Genomic DNA, 21,300 nt, shown 5'->3' with positions numbered 1-21,300 from the left:
AATGCCGCGGCGGCGGCGCGGGCCTGGAAGCTGTTCCTGTCGAACAAGCTCTTCGGCACCCGCCTGGTCTGGGACAAGACCATGCACGACTTCCCCTCCGACGAGCAGCTGGTGCAGACCCGCCAGCGCCTGGGCGAGGTGCTGCTGTCCTGGCGCGCCATCGACTCCGAGCAGCTCGCCAACGCGCTGCGCCTGCAGTCCGAGAGCCGCCGCCCCCGCCTTCGCCACCAGCGCACCGGCCCCCGACGAGGCAGGCGTGCAGCTGCGCCTGGCGATGCGCCTGGACCTGTCGGCCCAGACCGCCGGCCGCGAGGCACCCGCCGCGCCCCAGCCCGAGACGCCGCACGACGCGCTTCAGCTGGCCGAGGTTCCGGGCTGGCGCCGCCGCCTGTCCGCCGACAGCCTGGCGCTGGTGCGCATGGCCCGCATCGAGCCGCGCGGCACGCCCGCCTCGGCCGATGCCGACCCGCTCATGGCCATCGGCGGCGCACCGCCGCCCACGCCGCCGCAGGGCCCCTTTCCGCCCGGCGGGCCCGACGTGGTGCTGGGCGCCGGCCAGCGCCGGCTGCCCACCGTGCCCACGCGGCTGGACGCGTCCTTCGCGCTGTCGCAGCCCGATCCCGATGCGCTGCCGCAGCGCGTCGACCCCGCCGAGCTGCGCCCGCGTGGCGAGGCCCGGCGCAGCGGCGCTGCCCGCCGCGGCCGCAGCAGCGCGAACGTGCTGCGCGGCCGTGCCTGGCGCCTGGCCGACCAGGGCTTCCGCGCCTACAACCGCGGCCGTTACGAACTCGCGCTGCAGCGGGCCGAGGCCGCCCTGGCCATCCGGCCGGACGTGCCGCGCCTGCAGCTGCTGCGCGTGTATGCGCTGCAGAAGCTGGGCCGCAACGACGAGGCCGCGCGCCTGGCCGCCCAGGCCATCGCCCAGGGCCACGGCAGCCCCGAACTGCAGACCGCGCTGATCAACCTGCGTCCCGCCCCGGACACCGGCGGCGCGCCGGCCACCGAGGCCTACCGCAAGGGCTTCCCCATCGCCACCGAGGCCTACACCCTCTACAACGACGGCAAGTACGCCGAGGCCGCGCAACTGGCCGAGCGGGCCGTGCGCATCGACCCCAGCCAGGGCGCCTGGTCCCTGCTGTGGCTCAACGCGCTGGAGAACCAGCAGAAGTTCGACGACGTCGTGCAGTACGGCAACGTGGCCATGGCGCTGGGCGCGCCCAACCGCGACGCCATCATGGCCCGCATGCGCCTGGCGCGGCAGGCCATCGCCAACCAGCATGCGCAGGACGCCTATGCCGAGCTCAACAAGGGCCGGCTGCGCCAGGCGCTCGCCCAGGCGCGCGACGCGGTGCGCATCGCGCCCGACGTGGCCAGCCACCGGCTGCTGCTGATCGGCGTGCTGCAGGCCATGCGCGACGATGCCGCCGCCGAGAAGGCCGCCACCGATGCCCTGTCGGTGGACGAGGAGAGCACCGCCGTGCAGCTGCTGCGCGCCTACCTGCGCCAGTCCCTGGGCGAGCCCGCCAAGGCCCAGGAGGACATCGACGCCGTGCTGGCGCTGGACTGGATCAGCCCCGAGCAGCGCCGCAACGCCCGCCTGATCGGCGCCGACCTGGCGCTGGCCGCCGGCGACAAGCCCCGTGCGCTGGCGCTGCTGCAGCCCTTGCCCGCCGACGACAAACAGGCCGAGGCCCGCCGCGCACAGGCCGGCCGCGGCTGGGGCAGCTGGGGCGACAGCGGCGCCGACCTCCTGGCCGCCCATGCCCCGCTTCAGCTGTGCCGCGACACGCCCTACGGCACCGTCTGCGACCTGGCGCCCTGGGACGACCCCGGCAGCGACAGCCCCGCCAGCCGCGCCTATGCCGCCTATGGCCGACAGGAATATCCCAAGGCCATCGCCCTGGCCCGCCGCGCCGTGGCCGAGCAGCCCGACAGCGAGGCCAACCAGAACCTGCTGACCACCACGCTGGCCTCGGGCACCGCGCAGGAGCAGCAGGAGGCCATGGACCGGCTGAACACCGCCCTGGCCGCCAAGCCCAACGACGCCGGCCTGCTGCGCCAGCGCGGCTACCTCTACAACGCGCGCAAACAGTACGACCTGGCCCTCAAGGACTTCGTGGCCGCCCGCAGCACCGGCGACGCGCCCGAGACCAACATGCTGGACGAGGCCTATGCCACCGCCGCCGTCGGCAACCGGCCGGCCGCCGCCGCCATGCTGCGCCAGGCCATCGACGATGCCGACGCCGGCACCATCACGCTCGACAGGCAGCAGCGCTTCGACACCCGCAGCGCCATCGCCAACTTCTCGCGCGAGTGGGGCGTCAATGCCTCGGTGGGCTACCGCGGCGCGCGCTCGGCCTCCAACGGCCTGGCGGGCCAGCCGATCTCGGTGCCGGGCAACTCGGTGTTCAGCACGGTGGAGGCCTACTGGCGGCCGCCGGACTTCCTCAACAGCAGCAACCGCACCTTCGAGGTCTACGGCCGGCTGTCCAACACCCTGCGCAGCGGCACCACCGTGACCGGCGCCCAGGTGGTGGACAACCCCTGCGGCGGCACCATCAACGTGGGCGAGAGCACCTTCAAGGGCACCGCGGGCTGGCCGTCCACCACCGGCGCCATCGGCGCGCGCTTCACGCCCGACGCCGGCACCAACCTCACCTTCGGCATCGAGCGGCAGTTCCTCCTGGGCACGGCCACGCGCTCGGGGGCGCTCAACGCCGGGCCCGACTCGGTACGCTGCGCGCTCAACAACCAGGCCGCCACCATCGACTACCAGGGCAACAAGGCCTCGGGCGGCTGGCAGGCGTACATGCTCTACGGCTTCTACGAGGGCACCGCGCTGCGGCTGGACCGCAGCAGCTGGTACACCATGGAAGGCTACCTGCAGGCCGGCTACACCCTGCTGGACCACGGCGTGGCCTACACCGAACGCGATGCCGCCGGCAACGTGCTGGGCACCGGCGACGGCCGGCTGCGCCGCGGCCAGGGCTTCGCCGCCGGCGAGGTGCGCATCGGCCGCAGCATGCTCACCTCGTACAGCGACCGGCTGGTGGTGTTCCCGCACATCACCGTGGCGGGCGACTGGTACTCGACCCAGGGCCGCGCCAGCGGCGTGCCGCTGGCCGGCGCCAGCAGCTTCGCGCTGGCGGGCAACGGCACCAGCTGGTCGGCCGGTGCCGGTGTGGGCGTGAACCTGCGCTACTGGCTCAACGAGGACCGCTACAACGCCCAGCGCTCGCATGCCGACCTGGCCCTGCAGTACCGTGCCCGCCTCGGCGGCGAGGCGGACCGGGCCAAGGGCTTCTTCGTGACGCTGTCCTATTCCTATTGACCGACCGACGGGCCCCGCCGCGTGCGCCGCGGAGCCCTGGCATACCCGAGGGGAGACCGAACCATGACCGACGACCGCACGCCCGGCGGCCTGCGCCGCCGCCACCTGCTGGGCCTGATGGCCTTGCCGTTCGCTGGGCTGGCCCCGAGCGGCCCGGCTGCCGCCCAGCCCACCGACACCCTGGCCTTCGTGGGCCAGGACGGCTACATCTTCGCCGCCTGGGACAGCCTGGGCACGCCCGACTGGAAGGGCATCGACGCCACCGTGGCCCGCGTGGCCGAGGTGGGCCGCCTGCTGGCCGCGCGCGGCGTGGTGCTGGTGGTGCCGGTGCTGCCCGACAAGATGGGCATCTACCAGGACAAGCTGCCCGCCGACAAGCCGCTGTCGGCCGAGATGCGCACGCGCTATGCCGGCATCCTGTCGCGGCTGCAGGCCGCCGGCGTCGCCACCTTCGACGACGATGCGCTGCTGCGCAAGCTGCGCCAGGAGGGCCAGCCGGTGTACTACCGCACCGACCAGCACTGGGCCCAGCCCGCCGCCGACGCCACCGCCGTGGCCACCGCCGACCTGATCCGTCAGAAGGTGCCCAACCTGGCCGGCCAGCCGGGCACCGGCATGGCGCTGGGGCCGCTGATCAATGAGCGCCGCTTCGGCGACCTGGCCGACCGCTTCCTCTCGCCCGAGCAGCGCCGCGCCGTGGGCCGCGAGGTCTACACCGTGCGCCGCTCCGCCGACGGCGAGGGCCTGCTGGCCGATGCGCCGGCGCCGGTGCACGTCACCGGCAACAGCATGGTGCAGCCCTACTTCGGCTTTCCGCAGAAGCTGTCCAACACGCTGGACCGGCCGGTGTCGGTCAACTGGAAGCCGGGCGACGTGGGCTTCTGGCGGGTGCTGCTGGAGTACGTGGAATCGGCGGGCTTCCGCCAGCAGAAGCCGCAGGCGCTGGTGTGGCAGCTGTTCGAGCCCAACTTCCACCTCGGGCCCGATGCCCGCGGGCTGTGGGACAGCGCCTCGGTGGTCTCCGCCGAGGAATGGCAGCGCCGCATCCGCACCGCCCTGGCGTGAGCATGGCAACGCCGCCGCCGGCGAGCCCTACCCCCGCGCCCTCGCACCGGCCCTTCGCCCTCGTCATCGGCCTGCTGATCGTGGCCGGCTTCGCCTGGGGCGCGCTGCGCCTGGGCGGCGCCCTGCGCGCCGACGGCAGCGACTGGCGCGAAGCCCTCACCGAACGTGCCATGAACCGCACGCTGGGCGCCCTGCCCGGCCAGTCCGCCTGGACGCGCTGGGGCGCCGGCCTGCGCTGGCGGCTGCTGGGCGACCTGGGGCCGGAAGTGGCGCAGGGCTGCCCCGGCTGGCTGTTCTACCGCAACGGCCTGCGCCCACCCGCCGGCGATGCCGCCGCCACGGCCGCCTATGCGAAGCGCATCGCGCTCATGCGGCACTGGGCCGCCGTCTTCAAGGCGCAGGGCGTGCAGCTGGTGGTGGCCACCGTGCCCGACAAGTCGCGCATCGCGGCCGATCGGCTGTGCGGCCTGCCGGTGAATGCCGCCATGCGCGCCCGCTTCGACGACTGGCAGGGCCGGCTCGCTGCGGCCGGCGTGGCCCACGTGGACCTGCGCCCCGCCCTGGCCGCACTGCCCCAGCCCTACTACCGCACCGACGTGCACATGGCGCCCGAAGGCGCCCAGGCCGCCGCCGATGCCATCGGCCGCGCCGCCCTGCCGCTGCTGGGCGGCAAGGGACCACAGCGCTTCACCGACGAGCGCGGCGAAACGCCCGAGCCGCGCATGGGCGACCTGGTCGTGCTCGCCGGCCTGGACGGCCTGCCCGCCGGCTGGCATCCGCCGCTGGACCGCGTGCGGCCCGAACGCATCGTGCCCGTGGCCAGCGGCGGCCTGCTGGACGACGGACCGCCGGCCGAGGTGCTGCTGGCGGGCGACTCCAACGGCCTGCGCAGCGAATTCGCAGGCCGCCTGGGCCGGCAGCTGGGCCGCGAGATCTGGACGCTGAGCCATGACGGCGGCTACTTCTCCGGCGCCATGCTGGCCGCGCTCGCCAAACGCGAGCAATGGCCGCGCAGCCTCAAGCTGGTGGTCTGGACCTTCTCCGAACTCTCGCTGTCGCTGCCCCTGAGCGCCGACGAGGCGCGCGCCGCCGCCGCCCTGCCCTGACGCGCATGCTGTTCAACTCGTACCTCTTCCTGTTCCTCTTCCTGCCGGTGGCGCTGGGCGGCTACTACGCCCTGGCCGCCGCCGGCCGGCGCTGGGCGGCGCTGTGGCTGTGCCTGACGTCCTTCGTCTTCTACGGCTGGTGGAACCCGCGCTTCGTGCTGCTGCTGGCGGGCTCCATCGCGGTCAACCATGTGTTCAGCCGGCTGATCCTGGCGCATGCCCAGGACAAGCGGCGCCAGTGGTGGATCACGGCCGTGGGCGTGGCCTGCAACCTGGCGCTGCTGTTCTATTACAAGTACTTCACCACGCTGCTGGCTGCGCTGGCCGACCTGGGGCTGCGCCACGGCCCGGTGCAGGACATCCTGCTGCCGCTGGGCATTTCCTTCTTCACCTTCACGCAGATCGGCTACCTGCTCGACTGCCAGGCCGGCGCGGTGAAGAAGGCCAGCCTGCTCAACCACACGCTGTTCGTCACCTTCTTCCCGCACCTGATCGCGGGCCCGGTGCTGCATCACAAGGAAATGATGCCGCAGTTCGACCAGGCGGAAACCTACCGCTTCCGCGCCGAGAACCTGTCGGTGGGCGGCACGCTGTTCATCATCGGGCTGGCCAAGAAGGTGCTGCTGGCCGACAGCATCGCGCCCTATGCCGACGCCGGCTTCGCGGCCCCCGGCGACACGCAGTTCTGGGCCGCCTGGGGCGCCGCGCTGGCCTACACGCTGCAGCTGTACTTCGACTTCTCGGGCTATTCGGACATGGCGCTGGGCCTGGCCAAGATGTTCGGCGTGCGCTTTCCGCTGAACTTCAACTCGCCCTTCAAGGCGGCCAGCATCATCGACTACTGGGCACGCTGGCACATGACGCTGACGCGCTACCTCACCACCTACCTGTACTACCCGATGGCGATGAAGGTGTCGCGCTGGCGCAGCCACCGCGGCCTGCCGGTGGGCGGTGCCGGCAGCCGCACGCCGGCCGGCTTCGCGCTGATGATCGGCTGGCCCACGCTCTACACCATGGGCCTGGCGGGCGTGTGGCACGGCGCCGGCCTGCAGTTCTTCATCTACGGCCTGCTGCACGGCAGCTACCTGTGCGTCAACCATGCCTGGCGCATCGGCCTGGCGCCGCGCCTCGCGCCCCAGGGTGCGCGTGGCAAGCGGCTGTGGCTGGTGGCCTGCGTGCTGCTGACCTTCGCCTGCGTCACGGTGGCGCACGTGTTCTTCCGGGCCGAGGACGTGCCCGATGCCCTGGCCTTGCTGCACGGCATGGCCGGCGGGCGCGGCATCGAATCGCTGGGCGGTGCGCAGGCCGCCGCGCTGCTGGCGCAAGGCTGGGTCGGCTGGCAGTCGCTGCTCGGCCGCCACGTGCAGGCGCTGCTCATCGTGCTGCTGCTGGCCATCGCCTGGGGCATGCCCAACGCCTACCAGATCCTCGGCCGCTTCTCGCCCGCCCTGGGCCGGGTGCAGGAAGGCCGGCCGGCGTGGCTGCGCTGGCGGCCGAGCCTGGGCTGGCTGCTGCTCACGCTGCTGATGCTGATGATGAGCCTCATGAACCTGCACCGCGAAGCGCGGTTCCTGTACTTCCAGTTCTGACGCACCGCCCGCAGTCCATACAACCCCGGCACCCCACGCGCACCATCGTTCTTGTGCAAAACTAGGAATTCCTAATTGATTTTTCGCACGCCTGATCGATCTTGCGCAGCCTGTGGCAATTTCTGATCGATCGTGCGCACCTGCTGGCATGCCTCTGCCCGATCTGCCCACCGACCCCATCGGCGCCGCCTGGCTGGCTCGCGCCTTCGATGTCGCGCCGCTCGGCCGCCTGCCCGTACTGAGCCGGATCGGCGGCCGGCGCGCCACGCAGGTGGAGGACGGCTTCCGGCTGGAGACGTATACGGAGCCGATGCGCCCTGCCGCCCACCCTGCCGCGCATCTGCAGTTCCATCTGCGGCACGAGGTGCCTTACCTGGAGTTCCTGGCGCGGCTGTTCGACGTCGCCGGCAGCGAGTTTGTGCAGACCTGGATCGACGAAGAGCCGTCTGGCCAGTATGCGCGCCGCGCCGCCTTCCTTTTCGAATGGCTGACGGGCCAGGCCTTGCAGGTGCCGGAGCGCCTGGCCGGCAACTACGTCGATGCCGTCGATCCCCGCAAGGTGGTCGCCGCATCGCCGGACCGAGCGGTCAAGGTGCCGCGCTGGCGGGTCACGGACAACCTGCCGGGCACACCGTCCTTCTGCCCGCTGGTCGTCCGGACCGATGCCGTGGCGGCCGCCTGCGCGCTGGACGTGGCCGGCCTCTTCGCGGCATTGACGCAGGAATTCGGCGAAGACCTGCTGCTTCGCGCCGCGGTGTGGCTGAGGTTGCGCGAGAGCAAGGCCAGCTTCGCCATCGAAGGCGAGGCCGATCGCGTGGGGCGTGTGCAGCGCTTTGCAGACGTCATGGCGCGGAGTACGGGCCAGGGCGAGGCGCCGCTCACCGAAGCAGCCCTCGCCGAGCTGCAGCGCGAGATCCTGGGCGAGCGGACCACGCTGTCCGACTTCGGCCTTCGCCACTCTCCGGTGTTCGTGGGCGAGACGGTGCGCTACCAGGAGGTGGTGCACTACGTCGCGCCCGACGCGGCCGACGTGGGCGCGATGCTGGAGGGACTGAGGACCTTTCTCGCGCGGACGGCGGGCCAGTCGCCCGTCCTGCGCAGCGCCGTCGTCGCCTTCGGTTTCGTCTACATCCATCCCTTGGCCGATGGCAACGGGCGGGTCCACCGCTTCCTGGTCAACGACGTGCTGCGTCGGGACGGGGTGGTGCCTGATCCCATCATCCTGCCGATCTCCGCCGTCATCACCCACGACGCGGGCGAGCGGCGCCAGTACGACTGGGTGCTGGACCAGATCTCCGGTCCGCTGATGCGCGCCGTGCGCCAGACGGTGGCGTTCACGCCACAGCGGACGACCTACCCGGACGGCGTGACGTCGAATCTCGCCTTTGGCGGCAGCGCCATGGCCCGGCCGCTCTGGCGCTATCCGGACCTGGGCACCCACACGGTCTACCTTGCCAGCGTGATCCGCCGCACGCTTACCGAGCAGATGCGGGAAGAGTCACGCTTTCTGCGCGCGCATGGCCGAGCCCGCGCGGCGCTCAAGGAGGTGGTGGAAATGCCCGACCCGCAGGCCGACCGAATCCTGCGTGCCATCGAGCAGAACCAGGGCACGCTGAGCCAGGTTCTGGCGAAGGAACTGCCCGTCCTGACGCAGCCTGGCGTGTGGCAGGAGATCGTGGATGCCGTGACACGCACGATGCAGGATGAAGCACCCCTACCACCTCCCTGAACACCCGCCGTTGCCCATGCCCTTCTTCTCCAAACGTGCGCGTCACGCCGGCGCAGCCCTCCTGCCGCACTTCGTCGTCGCTGCGGTCTTCTCATTCGGCACCGCCATGCCCGGCCAAGCCCAGGAAGGCGCCCTGTCGCAGCTCTATGCCGCGCGGCCGCCCGCGGGCTCGTCCTTCGTGCGCGTGGTCAATCCCACGGCCGAGACGCTGCTGGTGCAGGTGGCCGGCGGCCCGGCCCAGCGCATCGGGCCGCAGGCGCCCGCCACCAGCTATGCCATCGTGGCCGGCGGCAAGCCCTTCGTCGTGCAGGTGGGCGGCAAGAAGGCAGCCACGCTGGACGTGAAGCCCGACAGCTTCGGCACCTGGGTGCTGCGCCGCGAGGGCGGCGGCCATGCCTTCACCGCCATCGACGACACGGGCGACGTGCCCGACGCGCTGAAGGCCGAGCTGCGCTTCTACAACCTGGTGCCCGGCTGCGCGAAGGCGCAGCTGCAGATCGCGCCCGCCGGCACGCCGGTGGTGCGGGACGTGGCGCCAATGAGCGCTGGCGCGCGTTCGGTGAACCCGGTGCAGGCCCAGCTGGCCGCGGCCTGCGGCATTGCCGCCAGTGCGGCGCAGGCTCTGCCCGCGCTGCAGGCCGGCGACCACCTGAGCCTGTTCATGACCGGCAGCGCCGACAAGCCGGTGCTCACGATGCAGCCGGCCCGCACCGACGCCTTCAGGCGTTGAGCGTCTCGTACAGCCGCGCCAGCCTGGCGCGGTCGGTCTTGTAGTTGACCGACACCGGCAGCTGCGCACAGGGCAGCAACTCCGACGGGATCATGTAGTGCGGCAGGCGCGCGGCCAGCAGCGCCTTCCAGTCGGCCAGTTCGGCCGGCAGCGCCGGGTCGTCGCTGCCTGTCTCGACGAAGGCCACCAGCCGCGCCACGGCGCCATTGGGCCGGCGCAGGGCCACGGCCGACGCGGCGCGTGCGCCCGGCAAGGTGGCCAGGGCCGCATCCACCTCCATCAGCTCCAGCCGATAGCCGTTGAGCTTGATCTGGTCGTCGATGCGGCCGTGGCAGAAGAGCAGGCCGTCCTCGGCCTCGGTGCCCAGGTCGCCGGTGCGGAAGCCGCGCTGGCCGTCGCGGACGAACATGCGCGTGGCATTGAGGTCGGGCCGGTTGAGGTAGCCGCGCATCACGTGCGGGCCGGCGATGCACAGCTCGCCCTCGTCGCAGTACACGGCGCTGTCCCGCTTGGCGCGGCCGATGGGCAGCGGCGCGTCGGTGGCGAGCATGGCGTCGTCCACCACCAGCAGCGTGGTCGCCACCGTGGCCTCGGTGGGGCCGTAGGTGTTGAGCAGCGGCACGTCGGGAAAGCGCTTGCGCAATTGCCGGCACAGCGGCACGGGCAGCGGCTCGCCGCAGAAGACGAAGGTGCGCAGCTGCGGCAGCGCGGCCTGCGTGAAGCCGGGGTTGACCAGCTGCTGCTGCGCGAAGGACGGCGTGGACACCCAGGTCGTCACGCCATGTTCGGCCATCAGCGCCGCGACCTTGAGCGGCGATGCGGCGTCCTGCCGGTCGAGCATGAGGATGGTGCCGCCCAGCGCCAGCGTGCCGAACACGTCGTAGAGCGAGACGTCGAAGCTGAACACCGTCTGGTCGAGGAAGACCGGGCGCTCGCCCAGGCCGAAGTCCAGCCGCATCCAGTCGATCAGGCCCTGCACGCTCTCGCGGCCGATCTGCACGCCCTTGGGCTGGCCGGTGGTGCCGGACGTGAACATCACGTAGCACAGCGCCTTCTCGGCCAGCGGCGTGCCGGGACCTTCGCGCAGTACCTCGAAGCGTCCGGCGGCGGCGTCGTAGAGCAGGTGGGCGTCGAGGATGCCGCAGATGCTGGCCAGCCGCTCGGCCGGATAGACGGCATCGACCGGCACGAAGGGCGCGCGCAGCATCAGGGCGCCGGTCAGCGCGACCATGAAGGCCGCTTCCTTGTGGCCGCGGATGACGATCGGCATGTCCGCGCCCAGGCCCAGGCGCTGCGCCTCGGCGCACCAGGCCTCGGCCTCGCGCTGCAGGGCGGTCCAGTCCAGGTGGCGGTCGCGGGCCACGATGGCCGGCCGGTCGCCGCCGGCGTCGGTGTGGACGAAGCGGCCGCTGTCGTAGTCGAAATGCATGACCGGCCGGTGCGCTCAGGCGGCGTTGGCGGCGACGAAGTCGGTGAGCGTGCGCACCGAGTACAGATGCTCCTGCGCCTCGGTGATCGGCACCGTGCAGCCGAAGCGGCTTTCGACGGCCAGCATCAGCTCGACGGCGGCGACGGAGTCGAGCAGGCCGGATTCGAGCAGGGGCACCTCCGGGTCCACCTTCTTGAGGATGGCGGACTGGATCAGGGCGATGAGTTGTTCTTCGATCTCGGCGTGGGTCATGGCAGTGGCGAAAGGCAAGGCAAGGTCTTGGCGGCGCGGCCCCGTGGGGCTGCGCCGCGCTGGGAATTCAAAGGTCGCGGTCGAGCGGGCCGGCCAGCACCACGGTGGACAGGCTGCCGAGGATGCGGTCGTCGTTGACCATCACGGCGGCGCTGTGGGCATCGCGGATGTGGCGGCTCAGGTAGAAATCGCCCGGTTCCATGTAGCCCTGGATGCCGCAGATGCGCAGCGCGATGTCGGTGATGCGCACCACCAGTTCCGAGGCACCGACCTTGAGCGTGTTGAAGGCCACCAGCCGCTCGGTGCCCGTGGCGCGGCCCGGGTGTTCGTAGAGCGCCATGCAGGCGGCCAGGGAATGGTGCATTTGCTGCAGCAGCGTCTCGCCCTCGGCCAGCCGCAGGTTGGCGATGGGGTTGAGCGGCGCGCCGCCGCGGTTGCGGTGGCGCAGGAAGTTGCGCGCCCGGCCGAGCGCCGCCACCGCGATGCCGAACCACACCGCGCCCAGCAGCAGGTGCGAGGTGGGCAGCATGGTCTGCGACATGTGCACCGAGAAGGGCTCGGCATAGACCTGCTCGGCGCCGCAGCGCACCGCGAGGTCGTAGCGGTCGGTGCGCGCGCCGCGCATGCCCAGGGGGTTCCAGGGCGTGTGGGGTGTCAGTGCGATCTGCTCGCGCAGCACGGCCACCAGCCGCTGGTCGCTGGGCGCGGCGTCCTCGGCGCGCCGGGCGCTGACGAGGAACACGTCGGCCGCCGGCGCATAGGAGATGACGGCGCCGGCCTTGTGCAGGTGCAGCCCGTCGCCCTGCTGGTCGAGGAAGCAGGCGCTGGTGCGGATGCCGCCGCTCGTGGCGCCCTCGGTGGTGGCCGAGGCCACCAGCAGCTGCTCCGCCGCCATGCGGGCCAGCAGGCCGCCGTGCCAGTCGCTGTCGCCCGCATGCGCGATGGCCACGGCCGACTGCGACTGGTGCATGGCGAAGATGAGGCCGGTCGCCGCGCAGCCTTCGGACAGGCGCCGGCAGACGTTGACGACGTCGCGCAGCGGCAACTCGGGGCCGCCGAAGCGGCGTGGCACCAGCAGGCCCAGCAGGCCTTCGGCACGCAGGCTCTGCAGCGCCTGGTCGGGCAGTTGGCCTTCGCGGTCCACCGCGTCGGCATGGCGCGCGGCCACCTCGGCGGCCCTGGCCGCTGCGGCGTCGATGCCCTCCTCCCGAGGTGCGGATTCAGGCGCACTCATGCCCACTTGACGCTCACGCTGTTGATACATTTTCATTATCTATTGACGTTTTGTGAGCTTCCTGTAGGACGGGTGACCGCGTCCTGACCGCGTGGCGGTTTGACGTCACTTCACTTGGCGGCGCGCTCGCCGAGGTCAGTCATGCGCGGGGGGCGGCCCGCTCGCCCCCGACGCCAGCCACGCGATCTTTCGGTCCAGGAAAGCCAGCATCGTCCGGAGTCCCACGGCGCGCTGCCTCAGCGTCTCGCGCTGCGCGACGAGCGCCGCGAGCAGCTTCGCGCGCCCGTTGCCCGATCGCCGCTCGGCGATGAGCATCCTGATCTCGCCCAGCGACATGCCCAGCGATTGACCGGCCTGGATCGCGGCGAGCAGGCGCAGGTCCGCCTCGGTGAACTCGAGGTAGGGATTCGACCCGCCCGCCAGGCCCGCCTTGGGCACCAGCAGCCCCTCCCGGACGTAATGGCGCACCGTCGTGGGCTTGACGCCGGCGCGCCGTGCAAATTCACCGATCCACATTGTTCGTTCGCGTGCTCCGTGGCTTGACCCTGCAGTCGACTGCATGGTTATAACAAGCCATGAACCCGCCCCTGCCCCTCCTTCTGCTGCCCGGACTGATGAACGACGCGCGCGTCTGGGGCCCGATCCTGCCCGCGCTGGGTGCCACGCGCGGCGTGCATGTCGCCGCCACGCACCTTCACGACAGCGTGGCGCGCTCGGCGCAAGCGGCGATCGCCGGCATGCCGCCGGGCCCGTTCGCCGTGGCCGGCTTCTCGCTGGGCGGCTACGTGGCCATGGAGGTCTGTCGCCAGTCGCCGGAGCGCATCGCCGGCCTCGCCCTTCTGGACACGGGCGCGGGCGCCGACGCGCCAGAGGCCAGGCAGGCCCGCCTGCGCATGCTGCAGGCAATGGGCAGCCGCGCCGCGACGCTGGACCAGATCGCCGCGGGGTTTGCACCGCGCGTGCTGCATCCCTCGCGACTGCAGGACCCGACGCTTTTGGCGCTGCTGGCCGACATGGCGCGGTCGGTGGGCGCCGAGGGTTTTGCGCGGCAGCAGCAGGCTGCCATGGATCGCGCCGACAGCCGCGCGCTGCTGCGGGACTTGCGCGTTCCGGCGCTGGTGTTATGTGGACGCGAAGATCAGGTGACGCCGCTGGCGCTGAGTGAAGACATGGCGGCGCTGCTGCCTGACGCGGAACTCGTGGTTATAGAAGACTGCGGTCACATGGCGACGCTGGAGCAGCCGGGTGTTGTTGAGCTGGCGGCGCGGCGCTGGCTGGAGCGTGTGGCTATCAGTTCGCTGCGGTGACTGTGCCAATCGGCTTGGGAGACTGTTCGAGAACTCTCGTTCGAAAAAGTGGCTGAACGATCAAAGGCATCTAAATGATCAGAGGCGCAGCGTTGGAGGGATAGAGCTTGATTGTTCCATCTTGGGAGATCTTCACCGCTAGCCCGTTTGAGCCCAACAGGCTTGCCACAGACTCGCCGGTTCCTTTGATGCCCTTTACCTGCAGCTTAGACGTATCCACGACGCACCCGAAGGAGATCAGAGTGCCATCCCGCGCGACTATCGAAGCTCCATCACTCGAAAGGAGGCGTATTAAGGATTGCGTATGCATCTCGTCCAAAATTGAGAATGGTTGCTGAGTGAAGCGGTTTTGCGACAACACAACTTGCTCGATCTGGGAGACGTCCATGGGCACCCATAGGATTGAACTTAGTCTGCGGCGAGACAAGTAGAAAACATAGAACAGCAAGCCCTGCACAAAATTTTCCTGTACCTGTAGCGTGGCTCTGACTAACTTGGATATCTGGTCGAGATTCCTAGCACGCCACCGCCCTTCACGAAATCCGAATTCGATGCCTTCCGAGCCTGTGATAGACCACTCCGACTGACTAGAGACACGGAAGAGGACGTCTCCCCCTTTTATTGTCTTGCTCAACGTGTAATCGTCGACGAAGGTAGCAAGCGATTGACGGGCACCGTGAGTGATGAAGAGATGCTTTAGCTCCAAATGTCGGTTCGCGAGAAAGAATGACGTTTGCCCATCCGACAGATACCAGAACCTCTTGTCAACGCCGTCGGCTGAAGATAGGTTCCTTCCGGTCTCAAGCGGGAACAGCCGTCCTTCCCGCGTGTGTCCTTTTTTTTCGGCGTATGCGTAATGTGACCGCGTAAGGACGAGCCCCGTCGTGAAGTTTCTTCCCTCGAACCGTGTGTTGGCCAAGTCATGGAAGAGGTTTATGGCTACTTGGATCCTTCTATGGTCATAGTAACCCTTACCGAAATACTTAGATATTGTCAGCTCGATCAGCTCGTCACCATACTGATGCGGCTTGTCGGCGAACTTGTGCACCGCCCCTCTTGTGAGCGTCACTGCCAAGGCCGCCTCGAATACATTGAACAGCTTTTCCAAGCCTTCGACGTTTGTGTCTCGAAGCTGAAGAGAGAAGGCTGCCTTCACTCCATTCCCGTGCAGAACCCGGCCGAGGATTACCGCACACGTGCCGTTATCAACGATGTAAACGCCGCGATGAGGCGTCGCAGCAATGTCGAGGCCATGCTGATGCCTCAGTGCTCCAAGGGGCTGCGAGTCGAACTTTACCGATCCGCCGAAGAATCGGCTTATGCTGCCTCGCAAGTACGCTAGAGCATGTCGTTGAAACTCCTGCGAGCCTGGAAAATTCCGGAAATCAAGCATCTCGCTATTCTTGAATGTAGGCTCTGACGTTTGACGTGTCCGCTTAAACTCGCGGCTGAATTTCTTTCTAATCTCCGTTAACCACCTCCGATTTCATCTTCCACCTTAACAAGGTGTCTTTGAAACCGGCGGCAGTCCTGACCTCAGGCCGATAGCGTCGGAGCGGTATGGAAAGGTTCCCAACCACCGCTGGTCCGAATTTTCGGCTGAAAACTCCGTCTCACACACGATCAGGAGTGATTGTCGTCAGTTACAGTCGTTCCAGTACCTTTTCGTCGCCGCCAAGTAGGCACCGAAGTTTGCGTTCGGCCAGCAATTGTGATTGTTGTCACGGACAAGCCAGAACAGATCGTTTGCGCAAGCGAGCTTTGTCTTATCAGCCTCCGCAACCCAATTGAAAGTATCGACGAACGAACTCCCGTAACTCGCGCCGAACTTAAGCGCCGGCACGTTCCAAAGCATGCCCTCGATAAAGTACGACGGCGCAATCTCTTCCACGAGGTAACCGTCATCGATCATGCGGTTCCTCATATTCTTGTATATGCGCACCACTGGCTTAAACCAGCTATTTGTATTCTGATGCTTGGTCGTACAGTTGTCCGCATGTTGCTTAGGGAAGTTGACGATTTGCATTCCGCTACTAGTCCAAAAGCAGATGCCCTCGTCATACTGGTTGTCGTTCCCATTACTGTGTGCGCGGTAGCGTCTATGCTTCGCACACACTAGAACGTCAGCATTGCGCCTCGTGTCATTACCTTTAATGAGAATGGCCTTCTTTCCTGGGACGACTGACGAACCGAACTTCTTTGTGAGCCATGCAAGAACATCAGCCTTGAAGTCGTCATACGAGTATGTTGCGGGGCTGAACGCCCTGTCGTAGCTGCCTTTCGCACTTTCTGACAGCGCGTTTTTGTCCGAGTAGTAGGTCTGGTCGAGACATATCACTATGTCGACGTCACTATCCCGGTAAACATTCGTGTTGTTCCCATATGAGCCTTGGAGGAAAATTGAGAACTGCTTGGGATAATACGGAGAGGTGCTGTCGTTAAGCACGGTTCGAATCGCCTCGTAAGTCTGTGCAGACTGGGTCACCGAACCTTGATGCGACCAGACTTCAAGCTGTGATTCCGGAATAGCCATCGTTCCCCTCAAAAGAAGTGTTCTGCCCTGCGGAAGACTGCTCACACCATCAGTTGTTGAAGTTCATGCTCATGCTTACCGAACGACTCTTTGCCACGCCGATAGAGCAACTTCAACTTGTCGATGTTGTGCTCCATTAGGTCTGCGGCCATGTCGGGGGTCGTGAAGCTATCGTTGATGCGAACCATAGGTACATCCCGACAGAGCAGCGCAGCGAGTTGCGCTAGGGAGTGCGTGTTAATCCCCAACGTCTTGTGCAGTAAGCGAACTAGAAAGAACTTCTCGATTGCCCACTTGTGCCAGTACTTGGGTGGCTCGGGATAGTTGCCGACCCCTAAGCTGACGACCCGCAATTCACCATGTTCGTATCCTAGCGCCTTCGTCGCGTCTACGATGGCGTAGAGGGTGGGGTTGTTAGCGCAGTAGCCTCCGTCGATAAGTTCGACATTGCCGTCGCTGGTCTTGACGAGTTTTCGGTTGAAGATCGGGTAGGCGGAACATGAGGCGACAACGGCATCCGCAACGGATGCGCCAAAGCCAGGCTCGAAGGTGCCTTTGCTTCCGTGAGCTTGGCCGATGTGCGCCTTGAAGATCATCGGTTTCTCTTCGAGCCACCGGGCGGTCACGATGCCGATGCCGGTCTTCATGTCTGAGAAGGTAGCGCCGTCAAACACCCGGTCCGCGAGTCCTTGTAGTGCGGCCGATCTTGAGTTACTGCCACGAACACTCATGAGGCGCGGAACCTCCTTCTCATAGAGGTCGCGGATTTCCTCAACGGTGCGGCCCAGAGCGAGCAACGTCGCGATGATGGCGCCGGTGCTGGTCCCGAAGATGAGATCAAATCTCTCGCAGAGAGGCTTGCTCCCGAGCATCGCTTCGAGTTGCTTCAGCACGCCCAGCGTGTAGAAGCCTTTCGCGCCCCCACCGTCGAGAGTGAGGATGCGGAAGGGCGTGCGGCGGGCTGCTTCGGCTGACATACCGACGAATGTAACTTCGAGTTCCCAAGTCATACCTCTTACCGTGTAGGAGGCGCCAACGCTTAGGCAGCAACCGTCCCGGTCGGACCGGGCTAGAACAGACGGCCTACACGCCTGCAAATGGGTCGCCCGGCCTTCTCCGCTTCTGGTCGTACCCGCCCAAGGCAAGCCCGAGCTAGCAGTCCCCCGCAAGCAAAGCCCGACGAACAACAACCTTTGCTGTGCCGCGCTCGAGTCCGCGAGCGCCGGCAGCCCTGCCCTCGCGCCCGTCGCGCCAATTCGTCAGCACTCACGCCGCTCAACCACCTTCACGCCAATCCCGCAACAGCTTCTTCGCCTCCGGCGTATCCCCCAGCAGCCACGGATCGATCGCAAAGGCCAGCACATGCTCCGCGCCATAGCTGCGGGCCACCTCCAGCTGCGCGCGCGCCCGCTCCAGCGTCGCCGCACGGGCGCGGAAGGTGTCGGGCGTGCCCGGCGGGTTGGGCAGCTGTTCGAACAGTTCCACGATCAGGTCGAAGGCCACGCCGCGCTGGCGCAGCAGGCGACGCAGCGGTTCCAGGCCGGCGTAGTTGCCCATGCCGGCCACGCCCACGCCGTCCTGCAGCATGGGCCGCAGCGGTGCGGCGTCGAGGATGTCGGCCCACAGGCCGTCGAGCGTGCCCGGGGTGGGCAGGCGGCTGTAGAAGGTGGAGACGGCCAGCCGGGGCTGGCCGCGCTGCAGCGGCTCGGCCGCCAGGTCGCGCAGCCAGGCGGTGAGCTGGCGGCGGCGCTCGGGCGTGGCCCAGTTGTACTGGTCGATCTCGTAGGGCAGGTACCAGCCGCGGAAGGCGGCATGGGCCGGCCACGGCGCGCTGCGCATGGTGGACAGGCTGCGGTCGCGGGTCTGCGCCAGGAAGGCGGGCAGCGCCTCGGGCTGCTTGGCGCCCAGCGTGGTCCACCAGCGCTCGTCGTAGGGCAGGCCCAGGCGCACGCCCATGCCTTCGCGCGCGGCCTCGTCGAACAGCATCTGCAGCAGGGACGGCTGCAGCATCCAGTCGTTGGCGCCGCCGTACAGGCCCATCCACTGCACGACGACCTCGCGGCAGCCCAGGGCGCGCGTCACGCGCAGGCGGCGCTGCCACTCCTCGAGCGACAGGGCCTCGTGGCTGCGCCAGGGCTGCAGGAAGGTGCCGTCCAGCCGCATCGGCGCGGACGTGCAGCCCGCGGCCATCAGGGCCGCGGCGGCGCCGGCGGCGCCGAGCCAGGAACGTCGGGTGGGCATTTTGGGGACCGTCCGGCTCAGACGTAGCGCTGTTCCAGCGCGTCCCAGCCGGGCTTGCCGACCAGGCGCTGGCGCTCGGCGAAGGGCGCGACCAGGCCGCTGGCTTCCTGCACCTGCCGGTCGTCGCGCAAGGCCGTCAGGGCCTTCTGCATGCCCATCACCGCACCCTGCAGCGCCGCGTTGGCATAGAGCACGATGCCGTAGCCCAGCCCGGCCAGCTGGTCGGCATCGAAGATGGGCGTCTTGCCGCCGATGACCATGTTCATCAGCTGGGGCTTGGCCAGGCGCTGCGGCAGGGCGCGCACCTCGTCCTCCTTCGTGACCGCTTCGACGAAGAGGATGTCGGCGCCGGCCTCGGCGAACTTCTGCGCGCGTTCGACGGCGGCCTCGAAGCCGTGCGTGGCGGCGGCGTCGGTGCGGGCCAGGATCAGCAGGTCGGCATCGCGGCGGGCGTCGACGGCCGCCTTGATCTTGCTCACGGCCTCGTCGGTGCCGATCACCTCCTTGCCGGAGAAGTGGCCGCAGCGCTTGGGTGCGACCTGATCCTCCAGCTGGATGCAGTCGGCGCCGGCGCGCTCCAGGGTGCGCACCGTGTGGTAGACGTTGAGCGCATTGCCGAAGCCGGTGTCGGCATCGACGATGAGCGGCAGTTCGACCGCATCGCGGATGCGGGCCGTGTGGTCGGCGATCTCGGCCAGGCCCATGAAGCCCTGGTCGGGCATGCCGAACCACATGTTGGTGACGCCGGCGCCGGTGACGTAGATCGCCTCGAAGCCGAGGTCTTCGATCACGCGGGCCGAGAGGGCATTGAAGGCGCCCGGCACGAGCACGCCGCGGCGGGCCTCGGCCAGGGATCGGAGTCGTTTGCGAGTGGACATGCGAGCAAGCAGGGAATACGACGGCTGCGTGCGCCTGGGCGTGTCCCGTGCGCCGCGCCGTCTGGGTCGGAAATTCAGAAGCAGTCGCCGGGCACGCGCACCCAGCCTTCCATGAGCACGCGGGCGCTGCGGCTCATGAGGGCCTTGGTGACCTGCCACTGGGGCCCGGCCGGCCCATCGACCTGCCGCGCCTCGGCGCCGACCCGCAGTAGACCAGAGGGATGGCCGAAGCGCACGGCGCGGCGTTCGCCGCCCCCGGCCGCGAGGTTGACCAGCGTGCCCGGAATGGCGGCCGCGGTGCCGATGGCCACCGCCGCCGTGCCCATCATGGCGTGGTGCAGCTTGCCCATGGAGAGCGCACGCACCAGCAGGTCCACATCGGCCGCGCGCACCGCCTTGCCGCTGGAGGCCACGTAATCCTGCGGCGGCGCGACGAAGGCCACCTTGGGCGTGTGCTGCCGCGTGGCGGCCTCGGCCACGTCGCGGATCAGGCCCATGCGCACGGCGCCCCAGGCGCGGATGGCCTCGAAGCGGGCCAGTGCGGCGGCATCGCCGTTGATGGCGGGCTGCAGCTCGGTGCCGGTGTAGCCCAGGTCGGCCGCGTTCAGGAAGATGGTGGGGATGCCGGCGTTGATGAGCGTGGCGGCGAAGCGGCCGACGCCGGGCACGTCGAGCGGGTCGACCACGCGGCCGGTCGGGAACATGGCGCCGCCCTCGCCTTCCTCCGCCGGGTCGAGGAACTCGAGCGGCACCTCGGCGGCCGGGAAGGTCACGCCGTCCAGCTCGAAGTCGCCGGTCTCCTGCACCTGGCCATCGGCCATGGGCACATGGGCCACGATGGTCTTGCCGATGTTGGCCTGCCAGATGCGCACGGTGCACGTGCCTTCGGCAGGCAGCCGGGCCGCATCGACCAGGCCGGCGGCGATGGCGAAGGGCCCCACGGCGGCCGACAGGTTGCCGCAGTTGCCCGACCAGTCGATGAAGGCGCTGTCGATGGCGACCTGGCCGAAGAGGTAGTCCACGTCATGGCCGGGCCGCGTGCTCTTCGACAGGATGACGACCTTGCTGGTACTCGACGTGGCACCGCCCATGCCGTCGGTCTGCTTGCCGTAGGGGTCGGGGCTGCCGATCACGCGCATCAGCAGCGCATCGCGCGCGGGGCCGGGCGCGCGGGCGCGTTCGGGCAGGTCCTGCAGGCGGAAGAACACGCCCTTGCTGGTGCCGCCGCGCATGTAGGTGGCGGGGATCTTGATCTGGGGTGCGGGCATGGGTCAGAGGGGTGGGTGGTGGTGCAGCCCCCTCTCCCCCGGCCCCTCTCCCGCGAGGGGAGAGGGGAGTGAGGACAGAAGGCAGATCAGCGGAGTTTGCTTCTCTCCCGCAAGGGGAGAGGGGAGCGAAGAGAGAAGGCAATCGGGAGTTTGCCCCTCTCCCGCAAGGGGGGAGCGGACTGAAGACAGAAGGCAGATCAGCGGAGTTTGCCCCTCTCCCCTTGCGGGAGAGGGGTTGGGGAGAGGGGTGGCTCCACCTCCAGCGCCAGCCAGATCGCCTGCAGCACACTGTCGGTCTGCCGCAGGATGTCGTTGTTCCAGAACCGCAGCACGGCGAACCCCTGCCGCCGCAGCCAGGCATCGCGCACCGCATCGTGTGCCGATGCGTTGTGCTGCCCGCCATCCGCCTCGACGATCAGACGCGCCCCGAAATGCACGAAGTCGACCACATAGGGCCCCAGCGGCTGCTGGCGGCGGAACTTGTGACCCTTGAGGCGATGACCACGGAGGTGGCGCCAAAGCAACTGCTCGGCGTCCGTCATCTGCTGGCGCAGGGCCTTGGCGAAGTCTTGTGGGTGCATCCCCCTCTCCCCCAACCCCTCTCCCGC

General features: G+C 68.6%; 18 protein-coding genes and 1 pseudogene. 8 read left to right on the top strand and 11 right to left on the bottom strand.

The features are described 5' to 3' along the window. The 7 genes and pseudogenes from nfrB to NS331_RS22365 form a co-directional block, all read left to right on the top strand. Positions 1–216: pseudogene (nfrB, locus tag NS331_RS27270) on the top strand (glycosyl transferase family protein); the annotation flags it as partial. Between the two features lie 40 nt (positions 217–256). Next, complete coding sequence (locus tag NS331_RS27390) at positions 257–3,331, top strand: NfrA family protein (protein ID WP_058644148.1); 3,075 nt, start codon at positions 257–259, stop codon at positions 3,329–3,331. 63 nt (positions 3,332–3,394) lie between these two features. Beyond that, positions 3,395–4,396, top strand: coding sequence for an alginate O-acetyltransferase AlgX-related protein (locus NS331_RS22385; RefSeq protein ID WP_058644147.1), 1,002 nt, complete (start codon positions 3,395–3,397; stop codon positions 4,394–4,396). A gap of 2 nt (positions 4,397–4,398) precedes the next feature. Next, positions 4,399–5,502, top strand: coding sequence for an alginate O-acetyltransferase AlgX-related protein (locus NS331_RS22380; RefSeq protein ID WP_058644146.1), 1,104 nt, complete (start codon positions 4,399–4,401; stop codon positions 5,500–5,502). A gap of 5 nt (positions 5,503–5,507) precedes the next feature. Further along, positions 5,508–7,091, top strand: coding sequence for an MBOAT family O-acyltransferase (locus tag NS331_RS22375; RefSeq protein ID WP_058644145.1), 1,584 nt, complete (start codon positions 5,508–5,510; stop codon positions 7,089–7,091). Positions 7,092–7,239: 148 nt separating this feature from the next. Then, complete coding sequence (locus NS331_RS22370) at positions 7,240–8,820, top strand: Fic family protein (RefSeq protein WP_206597358.1); 1,581 nt, start codon at positions 7,240–7,242, stop codon at positions 8,818–8,820. A gap of 106 nt (positions 8,821–8,926) precedes the next feature. After that, entirely contained in the window at positions 8,927–9,550 is a 624-nt protein-coding gene (locus NS331_RS22365; protein WP_153012990.1) for an alginate O-acetyltransferase AlgF, read from the top strand. Here the strand turns inward: NS331_RS22365 and NS331_RS22360 are convergent. From NS331_RS22360 to NS331_RS22345, 4 genes are all read right to left on the bottom strand, one after another. Continuing rightward, on the bottom strand, positions 9,540–10,979 hold the full coding sequence (locus tag NS331_RS22360) for an AMP-binding protein (protein WP_058644143.1): 1,440 nt from the start codon (positions 10,977–10,979) through the stop codon (positions 9,540–9,542). The genes NS331_RS22365 and NS331_RS22360 overlap by 11 nt on opposite strands. 15 nt (positions 10,980–10,994) lie before the next feature. Then, positions 10,995–11,231, bottom strand: a complete 237-nt coding sequence (locus tag NS331_RS22355; protein ID WP_058644142.1) for an acyl carrier protein — start codon at positions 11,229–11,231, stop codon at positions 10,995–10,997. A gap of 67 nt (positions 11,232–11,298) precedes the next feature. Continuing rightward, positions 11,299–12,465, bottom strand: coding sequence for an acyl-CoA dehydrogenase family protein (locus NS331_RS22350; RefSeq protein ID WP_058644141.1), 1,167 nt, complete (start codon positions 12,463–12,465; stop codon positions 11,299–11,301). Between the two features lie 135 nt (positions 12,466–12,600). Further along, a complete protein-coding gene (locus tag NS331_RS22345) occupies positions 12,601–12,981 on the bottom strand; it encodes a helix-turn-helix domain-containing protein (protein ID WP_058644140.1) in 381 nt (126 codons plus the stop codon). Positions 12,982–13,040: 59 nt separating this feature from the next. On the opposite strand from NS331_RS22345, the gene NS331_RS22340 reads away from it, so the two are divergent. Next, complete coding sequence (locus NS331_RS22340; RefSeq protein WP_058644139.1) at positions 13,041–13,772, top strand: alpha/beta fold hydrolase; 732 nt, start codon at positions 13,041–13,043, stop codon at positions 13,770–13,772. Between the two features lie 70 nt (positions 13,773–13,842). Here NS331_RS22340 and NS331_RS26370 read toward each other — a convergent pair whose 3' ends face one another. The 7 genes from NS331_RS26370 to NS331_RS22315 all read right to left on the bottom strand — a co-directional run. Further along, on the bottom strand, positions 13,843–15,165 hold the full coding sequence (locus tag NS331_RS26370) for a hypothetical protein (RefSeq protein WP_153012989.1): 1,323 nt from the start codon (positions 15,163–15,165) through the stop codon (positions 13,843–13,845). Between the two features lie 246 nt (positions 15,166–15,411). Beyond that, positions 15,412–16,350 carry an anti-phage nucleotidyltransferase gene (locus NS331_RS25815; protein WP_206597357.1) on the bottom strand — a complete coding sequence of 313 codons (939 nt, stop codon included), beginning with the start codon at positions 16,348–16,350 and terminating at the stop codon, positions 15,412–15,414. Beyond that, positions 16,347–17,315, bottom strand: coding sequence for an anti-phage phospholipase (locus NS331_RS22335; protein ID WP_242873858.1), 969 nt, complete (start codon positions 17,313–17,315; stop codon positions 16,347–16,349). Before NS331_RS22335 ends, NS331_RS25815 begins: the two co-directional genes overlap by 4 nt. Positions 17,316–17,580: 265 nt before the next feature. After that, positions 17,581–18,546, bottom strand: coding sequence for a DUF4434 domain-containing protein (locus NS331_RS22330; RefSeq protein WP_058644137.1), 966 nt, complete (start codon positions 18,544–18,546; stop codon positions 17,581–17,583). A gap of 17 nt (positions 18,547–18,563) precedes the next feature. Further along, entirely contained in the window at positions 18,564–19,424 is an 861-nt protein-coding gene (locus NS331_RS22325; protein WP_058644136.1) for an isocitrate lyase/PEP mutase family protein, read from the bottom strand. A 74-nt stretch (positions 19,425–19,498) separates the two neighbouring features. Beyond that, a complete protein-coding gene (gene prpF, locus NS331_RS22320; protein ID WP_058644135.1) occupies positions 19,499–20,692 on the bottom strand; it encodes a 2-methylaconitate cis-trans isomerase PrpF in 1,194 nt (397 codons plus the stop codon). Positions 20,693–20,889: 197 nt separating this feature from the next. Continuing rightward, positions 20,890–21,300, bottom strand: a 411-nt coding sequence (locus NS331_RS22315) for an endonuclease domain-containing protein (RefSeq protein ID WP_345940360.1), incomplete at its 5' end; no start/stop codon positions are given.

Source organism: Pseudacidovorax intermedius (genome assembly GCF_001476815.1).
GTDB lineage: Bacteria > Pseudomonadota > Gammaproteobacteria > Burkholderiales > Burkholderiaceae_C > Xenophilus > Xenophilus intermedius_A.
The sequence above is the reverse complement of the archived record's forward strand: the minus strand, read 5'-3'. Positions and strand labels throughout refer to the sequence as shown.

Coding starts and splice junctions, on each gene's coding strand:
- NS331_RS22385 (WP_058644147.1), top strand. CDS start 3,395: ATGACCGACGACCGCACGCCCGGCGGCCTGCGCCGCCGCCACCTGCTG.
- NS331_RS22380 (WP_058644146.1), top strand. CDS start 4,399: ATGGCAACGCCGCCGCCGGCGAGCCCTACCCCCGCGCCCTCGCACCGG.
- NS331_RS22375 (WP_058644145.1), top strand. CDS start 5,508: ATGCTGTTCAACTCGTACCTCTTCCTGTTCCTCTTCCTGCCGGTGGCG.
- NS331_RS22370 (WP_206597358.1), top strand. CDS start 7,240: ATGCCTCTGCCCGATCTGCCCACCGACCCCATCGGCGCCGCCTGGCTG.
- NS331_RS22365 (WP_153012990.1), top strand. CDS start 8,927: ATGCCCGGCCAAGCCCAGGAAGGCGCCCTGTCGCAGCTCTATGCCGCG.
- NS331_RS22360 (WP_058644143.1), bottom strand. CDS start 10,979: ATGCATTTCGACTACGACAGCGGCCGCTTCGTCCACACCGACGCCGGC.
- NS331_RS22355 (WP_058644142.1), bottom strand. CDS start 11,231: ATGACCCACGCCGAGATCGAAGAACAACTCATCGCCCTGATCCAGTCC.
- NS331_RS22350 (WP_058644141.1), bottom strand. CDS start 12,465: ATGAGTGCGCCTGAATCCGCACCTCGGGAGGAGGGCATCGACGCCGCA.
- NS331_RS22345 (WP_058644140.1), bottom strand. CDS start 12,981: ATGTGGATCGGTGAATTTGCACGGCGCGCCGGCGTCAAGCCCACGACG.
- NS331_RS22340 (WP_058644139.1), top strand. CDS start 13,041: ATGAACCCGCCCCTGCCCCTCCTTCTGCTGCCCGGACTGATGAACGAC.
- NS331_RS26370 (WP_153012989.1), bottom strand. CDS start 15,165: ATGCTTGATTTCCGGAATTTTCCAGGCTCGCAGGAGTTTCAACGACAT.
- NS331_RS22335 (WP_242873858.1), bottom strand. CDS start 17,315: ATGACTTGGGAACTCGAAGTTACATTCGTCGGTATGTCAGCCGAAGCA.
- NS331_RS22330 (WP_058644137.1), bottom strand. CDS start 18,546: ATGCCCACCCGACGTTCCTGGCTCGGCGCCGCCGGCGCCGCCGCGGCC.
- NS331_RS22325 (WP_058644136.1), bottom strand. CDS start 19,424: ATGTCCACTCGCAAACGACTCCGATCCCTGGCCGAGGCCCGCCGCGGC.
- prpF (WP_058644135.1), bottom strand. CDS start 20,692: ATGCCCGCACCCCAGATCAAGATCCCCGCCACCTACATGCGCGGCGGC.